This window comes from Actinosynnema sp. NPDC059335 (assembly GCF_042752395.1).
In the GTDB taxonomy this organism is placed as follows: Bacteria; Actinomycetota; Actinomycetes; order Mycobacteriales; family Pseudonocardiaceae; genus Actinosynnema.
Genome location: NZ_JBHYXZ010000059.1, coordinates 21,524 through 31,032 on the forward strand (window position 1 = coordinate 21,524; position 9,509 = coordinate 31,032).

Sequence of the window (9,509 nt, forward strand, 5' to 3'; positions counted from 1 at the left end):
GCCCGTGGAGCCGCCGGGCAACTGCCCCGGCAACTGGGGCGCGATCCCGACCGAGCCGCCACCGGGCACCTGGCCGAACCCGCCGGGCACCCCGCCCGTGACACCCGCGGGGATGCCGGGCACGGCCCCACCGGGCTGCCCCACCGCCGCGATCGGCGTGCTGACGCTGGAGGCCGTGGTGACCTCGAACTGCGGGGGCCTGGTGATGCCCTGGTACTGGTTCAACGCGTCCCGGCTGGCCTCGGTGTACTGGTCGAGCCCCCGGATGGTCTGCTCCCGCGCCGCCTGGGTCGCCTTCACTTCCTTGGCGTGGTCGGTCTCGTACCCGAAGAACCCGCCCACGTCGTCGACGAAGTTGGTCTCCGTCGCGCCGCGCAACTGCTGCGGGTCGGGCATGCTGTTGCGCGTCTGGCTGTGGTTGGCCCCCTGCACGGCCGTCGCCTGCGAGTTCCGCCGCGCCGCCTCGTCCGCCTCGGACGCGTAGTCGGCCATGACGGTGGTCTTCTTGTTCGCCTGCTCCCCGGCCGCACCCTGCCAGTCGATGCCGAGCTTCTTCAGCTCGGTGCGCAGCGTCTCGTCCACCTCGACCAGGCTGGCCGACAGCTCGCGGAGCGCGTGCGACGCGTCACTGAACTTCTGCGCCGCGTCGCCGGACTGGAACCGCTGCACCAACGCGGCCAACTGCGCGTTGTCGTACCCGGTGAAGCGGAAATCCTTGATGTCCCTGAAGCCGGTCACAACTCCCCCTCACTTCAGCGTTTGCAAGGTCGCGAGCGCCAGCTCCGCGCCCTTGGCGGCGTTCTGGCACATCTGGTCCTGGGTGAAGCCCTCGCCGATCGGCAGGAACTGCACGATGAGCTGCTGCTTGTCCGCCACGTCGACGGCATAGGAGCAGTAGGCGTCCGAAGTCCCGCTGAGCTTGTACTGGTAGGCCGCGAACCCGCCGACGTTCTTGGCGTCGACGTCGAGGTTGCTGCCGCCTTCCCAGTACTCGATCCCCTCTCCGGAGACCAGGGAGACGTTGTAGCTGAACACCGACCGCCCATTCGACATGTAGGCGCACGTCGGCGCCGGGCGGTCGTTGTTGAGCACGTCAAGCGGGTCGTTCACCGCTTCGTCGATCTTGAGTTCGGTCCGCTGCGCGGGGGTGAGCGTGGCGCACGGGTCGATCCCGTCCAGCGCGATCTCCTTCGGCCGCGGCGACCGGGACGTCGTCGGCTCGGCCGATTCGCTCGTCGCGGGCGTGTCCGACGTCGCAGGCCGGGGGTTCCCGGTTTCGCCGGGCGAGCACCCGGCGACCACCGCGAGCACCACGCCGGCGAGCACCGCCGCCTTACTCGGACGCACCGGCAGCTCCCAGCGCGGCGGTCACTTCGTCTTCGGTGAAGTCGTACTGGCGGGCCGCGCCGCGCAACTGTTCGACCAGACCTTTGAGGCTCTCGATGTACTGCTCGATCCGCCCCGAGTACGAGTCGGGTCCGTCGACCAGGCGCGAGTTCCACGCGGCGGCGATGTCGGCGTTCACCTCGTCCGCGTCGTCCAACCGCACGGTCAACCCGGCGATCGCCCGGCTCAGGGCGAGTTGGAGGGCGGCGGCCTGGTCGTGGACCAGCTTGCCCGCCTGGAGGACCGTTTCCTCGGTCACCTCGAACTTCTGGCCCGACACCGGTCCGCCGGCCATCGAGTCCTTCAGCCGCTGCTCCGCCGCGAACATCTCGCCGACCGCCTTGCCGACGGCTCCCCCCGCGGCGGCGACGGCGCCCAGTAGGCCGGTCTCCTGTTCCACGACGTCCTACCCCCGTACGGTCGGTAACGGATTGAACCCGGTTCGAGGCTACCAACGACCGCGTGAACCGGGTCTGAGGTTGGACGAAGAAACGCCCGACCCGGTTCCCGCGGCGGCGCGGACGTGGCGAACCGGTCCTCCCGCGGGACCGGAACGGGGTCAGGGAACGGCGACCTCGCCCTCCGCCGCGCGCAGCGCGATGTCCGTGCGGTGGTGGGAGCCGGTCAGGTGGACGCCCGCCACGCGGCGGTAGGCGTCGGCCCGCGCGGCGGCCAGGGTGTCGCCCGTGCCGACGACCGACAGCACGCGGCCGCCGGTGGAGACGACGGCGCCGTCCTCGCGGCGGCGGGTGCCGGCGTGCAGCACGCCCTCGGCTTCCGCGCCGCCCACCACGTCGCCCGTGCGCGGCCGGCCGGGGTAGCCCTCGGCGGCGATCACGACGGTCACGGCGTAGCCCTCGGCCCAGTCCAGCGGTTCGACAGAGGCCAGCGCGCCGGTGGCGGCGGCGTGGAACAGGGCGGCCGGCGGGGTGCGGAGCAGGGCCAGGACGGCCTGGGTCTCCGGGTCGCCGAACCGGCAGTTGAACTCGATGACCTGCGGCCCGGTGGAGGTCAGGGCCAGGCCCGCGTAGAGCAGGCCGACGAACGGGGCGCCGCGCCGCGCCAGCTCGTCCACGACCGGCTGGACGCACGTCGAGACGATCGTGTCCACGAGGTCGTCCGACGCCCAGGGCAGCGGCGAGTACGCGCCCATGCCGCCGGTGTTGGGGCCGGAGTCGCCGTCGCCGACGCGCTTGAAGTCCTGCGCGGGCAGCAGCGGCACCACGGTGGAGCCGTCCACCAGGCAGAACAGCGACACCTCGGGGCCGTCGAGGAACGACTCCAGCAGCACCGGGTGGCCGTTCTCCAGCAACGTCATGGCGTGCGCGCGGGCCACGGCGCGGTCGTCGGTGACGACCACGCCCTTGCCGGCGGCCAGGCCGTCGTCCTTCACGACCCACCGCGGGCCGAAGCGGGTCAGCGCCGCGTCGAGCCGGGCCGGGTTGTCGACGATCTCCGACACCGCCGTCGGCACGCCCGCGGCGGACATGACGTCCTTCGCGAACGCCTTGGAGCCCTCGATCCGGGCCGCCGCGGCCGACGGGCCGAAGCAGGGGATCCCGATGGCGCGCACGGCGTCCGCCGCGCCCGCCACCAGGGGCTGCTCCGGCCCGACCACGACCAGGTCGGCGTTCCACTCCTTGGCCAGCGCCGCGACCGCGCCGCCGTCGGTGACGTCGACCCCGTAGGTCTCCGCCACACCGGCGATGCCGGCGTTGCCGGGCGCGCAGGCCAACGCGATCACCGAGGGGTCCCGCGACAGGGCGAGGACTAGGGCATGTTCACGGGCGCCAGACCCGATGACCAGGACACGCACGGTGGGCCAGCCTAGATGACTGCGCCGATCAGCCGCCCAGGGCATCCAACGATCCGGGGTGCAGCGGCACCGGGTCGGTCATGCCGGCCTTCTCCTGGCGGATGTCCTTGGCCGCCGGGTGCACGGCTTCGAGGTCCGCCTTCTTGTCGTAGATGAGCTTGGTCACGGCGCACGCGTCGCCCTCGGGGAAGTCGGTGCGCACGAGCAGGACGTTCGGCACGGCCACGGTCGGCACGTCGGCCGGCTGCCCGTAGGTCGCGGCCGGGATGACGCCCCGGTCGTACACCTGGTTGATCTCCTTGAGCGCGTCGAGCTGCGGCGTGATGTCGAGGAACTTGACCTGGTCCTTCAGCGACGTGGTGATGTCGGTGATCTGCGCGGTGGGCAGGCCGCCGGACCACACCAGGCCGTCGATGCTGCCGTCCTTCATCCCGTCCGCGGTCTTGGCCAGGTCGAGCCGCTGCGCCTGGACGTCGGTCTCCGGGTTCAGCCCGGCCGCGGTCAGCAGCCGCTGCGCGATCACCTCGGTGCCGGACTTGGGCGAGCCGGTCGAGATCCGCTTGCCGCGCATGTCGGCCACGGAGTCGATCCCCGAGTCGGTCCGCACCAGCACCTGGGTGTAGTTCGGGTACAGCCGGGTCAGCGCCTGCACCTGCTGCGGCTTGCCGTCGAACGCGCCCTTGCCCGCGACCGCGTCGGCGGCGGTGTCGGCCAGCGAGAACGCCACGTCGTAGTCGCCCGCGACGAGCTGCTGGATGTTCTGCACGGACGCGCCGGTCTCGGCGGCGGTGGCCTTGAGCTTGGTGTTGTCGCTGATCAGCTTGGCCAGCGCGCCGCCGATGACGTAGTACACGCCGCCGGAGTTGCCGGTCGCGATGGTGATCCGCCCGTCCGCCGCCTCGCAGGCGGCGCCGCCCGCCTCGCCGCTCCCGGCGGCGTCGGGTGTCCGCTTCCCGCCGCACCCGGCGGCGACGAGGCCGACCGAGAGCACGCCCACGGCGACCTTAAGCGTCCAGCTGCGCATGCTGTTCCTTTCCCGAGGGGGTCTTCCGGCGTAGGACGAGGTGCACCGCCACCGCGGCGACCAGGAAGCCGAGGCCGACGGCGATGGTGGTGGGTTGCAGGTAGAGCAGGGCGACGGCGGCGGGCGCGCACAGCAGGCGTTCCGGCCAGCGGGCGCGGCCGAACAGCCACCCGCCGGTGAGCACGGCCAGCGCGGCCACGCCCAGCGCGGAGACCGCGAACGCCCACACGCCGTCGAGGAACGACGTGCGCAGCAGCAGCCCGGCACCGTTGTCGGTCAGCACGAACGCCAGCGGCACGAGGAACGCGGGCAGCGTGTACTTCCACGTGCGCCACATCGTCTTCATCACGTCGCCGCCGGTGATCGCGGCCGCGGCCACCGCGGCGAGCGCGGTCGGCGGCGTCACCTCGGACAGCACCGCGTAGTAGAAGATGAACATGGCCGCTTCCTCGCGCGCCACGCCCAGCTCGATCAGCGCGGGCCCGATGACGACCCACGAGATGATGAACGACGCGGTCACCGGCACGGCCAGGCCGAGCAGGCTCACCGCGAGCGCCGCGAGCACCACCGTGACCAGCAGCACCGCGGTCGGGTCGGACGAGATCGCGGCCGCGACGTCCACCAGCGCCGACGCGAGTTCCTGGCCGAGCCCGGTCTTGGTGATCGTGGACGTGATCACGCCCGCCGCCGCGCACACCGCGATCACCGGCAGCGCCGACCGCACGCCCTGCGACAGCGAGTCCGCCATCGCCCGCAGCCACTGCCGCACGTCGCCGCGCAGGGCGACCAGCGCGAACAGCGCCGCGACGCCGGTCGCGTAGACGACGGCGGAGAACACCGGGATGTCCAGCGCGAGGAACACGACGATCACCGCGAGCGACAGGAAGTGGTACCCGCCGCGCTTGAGCAGCGCCCACGTGCCGGGCGAGTCGATCTCCACCGGCTTCGCGCCGAACTTGCGCGCGTCGATCTCCACGGCCAGCGCGATGCCGAGGTAGTACAGCAGGGTCGGCAGGATCGCCCAGATCAGCACCTGCAGGTAGGACGTCTCCAGGTACTCGGCGATGATGAACGCCGCCGCGCCCAGGGTCGGCGGCGACAGGATCGCCCCGATGCCGGACGCGGCGAGCAGCCCCCCCGCGCTCTCCCGGGGGTAGCCCGCCTGCTTGAGCATCGGCCAGGTCACCGCGCCCAGCGACACGGTCGTGGCGGTGCCCGAGCCGGACACGGTGCCGAGCAGGAACCCGGCGGTGGCGGCGGTGCGGCCGGGCGCGGTGCGCGACCGGCGGAACGCGGAGAAGCTGATGTCCACGAAGAACGCGCCCGCGCCGGACGCGTTCAGCACCGAGCCGTAGATCGTGAACAGCACGATGTAGGTCGCGGCGACGTCCAGCGGCGTCCCGTAGAACCCGGTCGCGTCGTTGTAGAAGCCGTTGATGATCTGCGCGAAGTCCACGCCCGCGTGCGAGATCGACCACGACGGCGGCAGGTAGCCGCCGTAGTAGGCGAACGCGATGAACGCCACGCACACGATCGGCAGCACCCAGCCGGTGGTCCGCCGGCAGGCCTCCAGGATCAGCACGAGCAGCAGCGACCCGGCGACCACGTCGAGGGAGGTGAGCTGCCCCTGGCGGTCGAGGAACGCGTCGAACCCGCCGAACAGCGGGTACGCGCCCACGACGAACGCGAGGATCGCGGCGGCCCAGTCCACGACGCCGGGGTCGTCGGTGTCGCCGCGCCGGCCGCGCGGCCGGTAGCAGAGGAAGACCAGCGGCAGCGTGACCGCCAGGAAGATCACCAGGTAGAACTGGCCACCCTTGCTGAACGGCCAGAACACCTGCTTGAGCACGAGCAGCGCGATGGCGAGGCTCGCCACCCGCACGCCCAGCTCCCAGCGCCGGGACAAGGCGCGCGACGGGCGCTCCTCGTCGTACTCGGCGAGCAGTTCATCGACTTCGACCTGCGGCTTGGTCGGCACGCGCACCCCTTCGTGTCGCGCTGGGTGAAGCGCTCACGAAGCTACTTGTGCCGCAGGTCACAGCCATAGACCGACCGTCTAAAGGGACTGTAAAGACAGCCGGGGGCGCGGGATCACACGATCCGGGCATCCACGTAGCACCAGCGCCAGTCCTCGCCGGGCTCGAACGACCGCATGACGGGGTGCTCCGAGGCGTTGAAGTGCGCGGTCGCGTGCCGGCGCGGGCTGGAGTCGCAGCACGCCACGTGCCCGCAGGACAGGCAGATCCGCAGGTGGGCCCAGTTGTGCTCGCCGGCGGCGAGGCAGTCCGCGCAGCCCTCGGGGTTGTCGGGCGTGACGGATTCGGGCAGCTCGGCGACATGGCCACAAGTCATGCCGCACATCATCACGCAAGATTGCGCCATGCACGGACCGGAACTGCTCCTGTTGCTCGTCGGCGCGCTGCTCGTCACCGCGGCGGCCAAGCGCCTGAACTGGTCGGCGCCGCTGGTGCTGGTGGGCGTCGGGCTCGCGGTGTCGTTCATCCCCGGCCTGCCGGAGTTCGCCCTGGAGCCGGAGCTGATCCTCGTCCTGGTCCTGCCGCCGCTGCTGTACTCGGCCGCGCTGGACAGCTCCTACCACAACATCCGGGCCAACCTGCGGCCGATCGGGCTGCTCGCGGTGGGCCTGGTGCTGGTGACCACGGTCGCCGTCGGCTGGGTCGCCCACCTGGTGCTGCCGGGGCTGTCGCTGCCCGCGGCGCTGGTGCTGGGCGCGGTGGTCGCGCCGCCGGACGCGGTGGCCGCGGTCGCGATCGGCCGGCGGCTCAACCTGCCGCGCCGGACGATGACCCTGCTCACCGGCGAGAGCCTGATCAACGACGCGACCGCGCTGACGGCCTACAAGGTGGCCGTCGCCGCGACCGCCGGGGCGGCGGCGACGTGGGTGGACGGCACCCGGACGTTCGCGATCAGCGCGGGCGGCGGCGTGCTCGTCGGGCTGGCCGTGGGCTGGGCCGTGCGGTGGCTGCGGGACCGGCTGGGCGACGGCGTGCTGGAGAGCGCGCTCGGCATGCTGGTGCCCTTCGGCGCGTACATCCTGGCCGAGGAGCTGCACGCGTCCGGCGTGCTCGCGGTCGTGGTCGCCGGGCTCTACATCGGGCACAACGCGCCGCGCAGCTCGTACTACACCCGGTTGCAGGACACGGCGGTGTGGCGGTCGGTGGACGCGATGCTGGAGTCGTTCGTGTTCGCCCTGATCGGCCTCCAGCTCAACAGCGTGGTGAGCGACGTGGACATCACCGCCGGGCTGCTGTGGGCGGCGGGGGCCGTGCTGGCGGCCACGATCCTGGTGCGGTTCGCGTGGATGTACCCGGCGGCCTACCTGCCCCGGCTGCTGTCGCGGCGGATCCGGGAGCGCGAGGCCGCGCCGGGGTGGCGGGGCGTGACCGTGCTGTCGTGGGCCGGGATGCGGGGCGTGGTGTCGCTGGCCGCGGCGAGCGCGTTGCCGCTGGACCTGCCCGGCCGGAACCTGATCGTGTTCTGCGCGTTCGTGGTCACCGTCGGCACCCTGCTCCTCCAGGGGCTCTCGCTGCCGTTCGTGATCCGCAAGCTCGCGTACCGCGGTGACGAGGAGCGCACCGACGCGTTGGCCGAGGCGCAGGTGCAGCACGCCGCCGCGCAGGCCGCCGTGCGCAGGCTGGACGAGGTGGTCGGCGGGGACGAGACCACGCCGGACCACGTCGTGGACCGGCTGCGGGTCATGGCCGAGCACCGGGGCAACGCGGCGTGGGAGCGGCTGGGCAGGCAGGAGGACGAGAGCCCGGCCGCGTCCTACCGGCGGCTGCGGCGGACCATGCTGGACGCCGAGCGGCAGGTGTTCATCCAGGCCCGGGACGAGGGCCGGATCGACGACGAAGTCCTCTTCCGGGTGCTCCGCGAGCTGGACCTGGAGGAAGCGGCCATCTCCCGGGAGTGACGATCACGACCCGTTCACCGTGACGTGGTCCGCGCTTCGCCCTACCGTGTCCGATACGTCGCGATGCGCGACGAAGCTGCCGCGGGTCTGGAATCTCTGGGCGAGAACCCTTCCGGGAGGTCGGCGATGGTGCGGACGAGGATCGTCGGGGCGGCGCTCACGGCGCTCGCGGTGGCGGGGGCGGTGGTGCTGCCCTCGGCGTCGGCGAGCGGTGAGGCCGAGGTGGCGTCGTCGCGCGGGGGCGGCCCGCTGGTGGTCGGCCACCGGGGCGCGTCGGGCTACCGGCCCGAGCACACGCTGGCCGCGTACGAGCTGGCCGCGCGGATGGGCGCCGACTACATCGAGCCGGACCTGGTCGTGACCAAGGACGGCAGGCTCGTCGCGCGGCACGAGAACGAGATCGGCGGCACCACGGACGTGGCGGCCAAGCCGGAGTTCGCGGGGCGCAGGACGACCAAGGTCATCGACGGCACGCCGGTCACCGGCTGGTTCACCGAGGACTTCACGCTCGCCGAGCTGAAGACGCTGCGGGCCAAGGAGCGCATCCCGGACGTGCGGGCGCGCAACACCCTCTACGACGGCCGGTTCCCCGTGCCGACGCTGGAGGAGGTCATCGACCTGTCCCGCCGGCTGTCGCGCGAGCTGGGCCGCGACATCGGCATCTACCCGGAGACCAAGCACCCGACGTACTTCCAGGACATCGGCCTGCCGCTGGAGCCGCGCCTGGTCGACGTGCTCACCCGCGCGGGCCTGAACCGGCCCGGCGCGAAGGTCTACGTGCAGTCGTTCGAGGTGGCGAACCTCAAGCAGCTCAAGTCGAAGCTGCGCGTGCCGCTGGTGCAGCTGATCAACGGGTCGGGCGCGCCGTACGACTTCGTGAAGGCCGGTGACAAGCGCACCTACAGCGACCTGCTGACGCCGGAGGGCCTGCGCGAGATCCGCACCTACGCGCACGGCATCGGCGCGGCGAAGGACCGCATCATCCCGCGCGACGCGTCCGGTCGCCTGCTCGAACCGACCACTCTGGTGCGCGACGCCCACGCCCGCGGCCTGATCGTGCACGCCTGGACGTTCCGCAACGAGAACACGTTCCTGCCGGCCGACTTCCGCACGTCCGCCGACCCGGCCGCGTACGGCGACGCGTTCGGCGAGTACGCGAGGTTCTACGCCACCGGCCTGGACGGGGTGTTCGCCGACAACCCCGACACCGCCGTGGAAGCCCGCAGGGGCTGATCGCCGCACCGTCCTCGGGGGGGGGCCCCCCCGCGCGCCCCCCGGCCGTCAAAACACCCGGGCCGGGGGGCGCCGCGGACCCCCCCGCGGGGAACAAGGGGCGCGATTGACACACG

Annotated in this window: 9 protein-coding genes; 2 read left to right on the forward strand and 7 right to left on the reverse strand. The window is 72.3% G+C overall.

Annotation, left to right across the window (positions count from 1 at the left end; all coding sequences use genetic code 11):
• The 7 genes from ACFXGA_RS19840 to ACFXGA_RS19870 all read right to left on the reverse strand — a co-directional run.
• Positions 1 to 738 (reverse strand): PPE domain-containing protein (locus ACFXGA_RS19840; RefSeq protein WP_378089878.1); only part of this gene is annotated, 738 nt, incomplete at its 3' end.
• Between the two features lie 9 nt (positions 739 to 747).
• The gene (locus tag ACFXGA_RS19845; RefSeq protein ID WP_378089880.1) at positions 748 to 1,347 is read right to left on the reverse strand and encodes a DUF3558 domain-containing protein; all 600 of its coding nucleotides are present in this window, start codon (positions 1,345 to 1,347) and stop codon (positions 748 to 750) included.
• Positions 1,334 to 1,786 carry a hypothetical protein gene (locus tag ACFXGA_RS19850; RefSeq protein WP_378089882.1) on the reverse strand — a complete coding sequence of 151 codons (453 nt, stop codon included), beginning with the start codon at positions 1,784 to 1,786 and terminating at the stop codon, positions 1,334 to 1,336. Before ACFXGA_RS19850 ends, ACFXGA_RS19845 begins: the two co-directional genes overlap by 14 nt.
• 159 nt (positions 1,787 to 1,945) lie before the next feature.
• Positions 1,946 to 3,202 (reverse strand): phosphoribosylamine--glycine ligase, encoded by a 1,257-nt coding sequence (gene purD / locus ACFXGA_RS19855; RefSeq protein WP_378089884.1) that lies wholly within the window; start codon positions 3,200 to 3,202, stop codon positions 1,946 to 1,948.
• A gap of 28 nt (positions 3,203 to 3,230) precedes the next feature.
• On the reverse strand, positions 3,231 to 4,226 hold the full coding sequence (locus ACFXGA_RS19860) for a TAXI family TRAP transporter solute-binding subunit (RefSeq protein WP_378089886.1): 996 nt from the start codon (positions 4,224 to 4,226) through the stop codon (positions 3,231 to 3,233).
• Positions 4,207 to 6,204, reverse strand: coding sequence for a TRAP transporter permease (locus tag ACFXGA_RS19865; protein ID WP_378089888.1), 1,998 nt, complete (start codon positions 6,202 to 6,204; stop codon positions 4,207 to 4,209). The genes ACFXGA_RS19860 and ACFXGA_RS19865 overlap by 20 nt, the downstream gene beginning before the upstream one ends.
• 113 nt (positions 6,205 to 6,317) lie before the next feature.
• Positions 6,318 to 6,578, reverse strand: coding sequence for a UBP-type zinc finger domain-containing protein (locus ACFXGA_RS19870; protein WP_378089890.1), 261 nt, complete (start codon positions 6,576 to 6,578; stop codon positions 6,318 to 6,320).
• A gap of 28 nt (positions 6,579 to 6,606) precedes the next feature.
• On the opposite strand from ACFXGA_RS19870, the gene ACFXGA_RS19875 reads away from it, so the two are divergent.
• The gene (locus ACFXGA_RS19875) at positions 6,607 to 8,160 is read left to right on the forward strand and encodes a Na+/H+ antiporter (protein WP_378089892.1); all 1,554 of its coding nucleotides are present in this window, start codon (positions 6,607 to 6,609) and stop codon (positions 8,158 to 8,160) included.
• Between the two features lie 126 nt (positions 8,161 to 8,286).
• Entirely contained in the window at positions 8,287 to 9,393 is a 1,107-nt protein-coding gene (locus ACFXGA_RS19880; protein WP_378089894.1) for a glycerophosphodiester phosphodiesterase, read from the forward strand.
• Positions 9,394 to 9,509 lie beyond the last annotated feature (116 nt).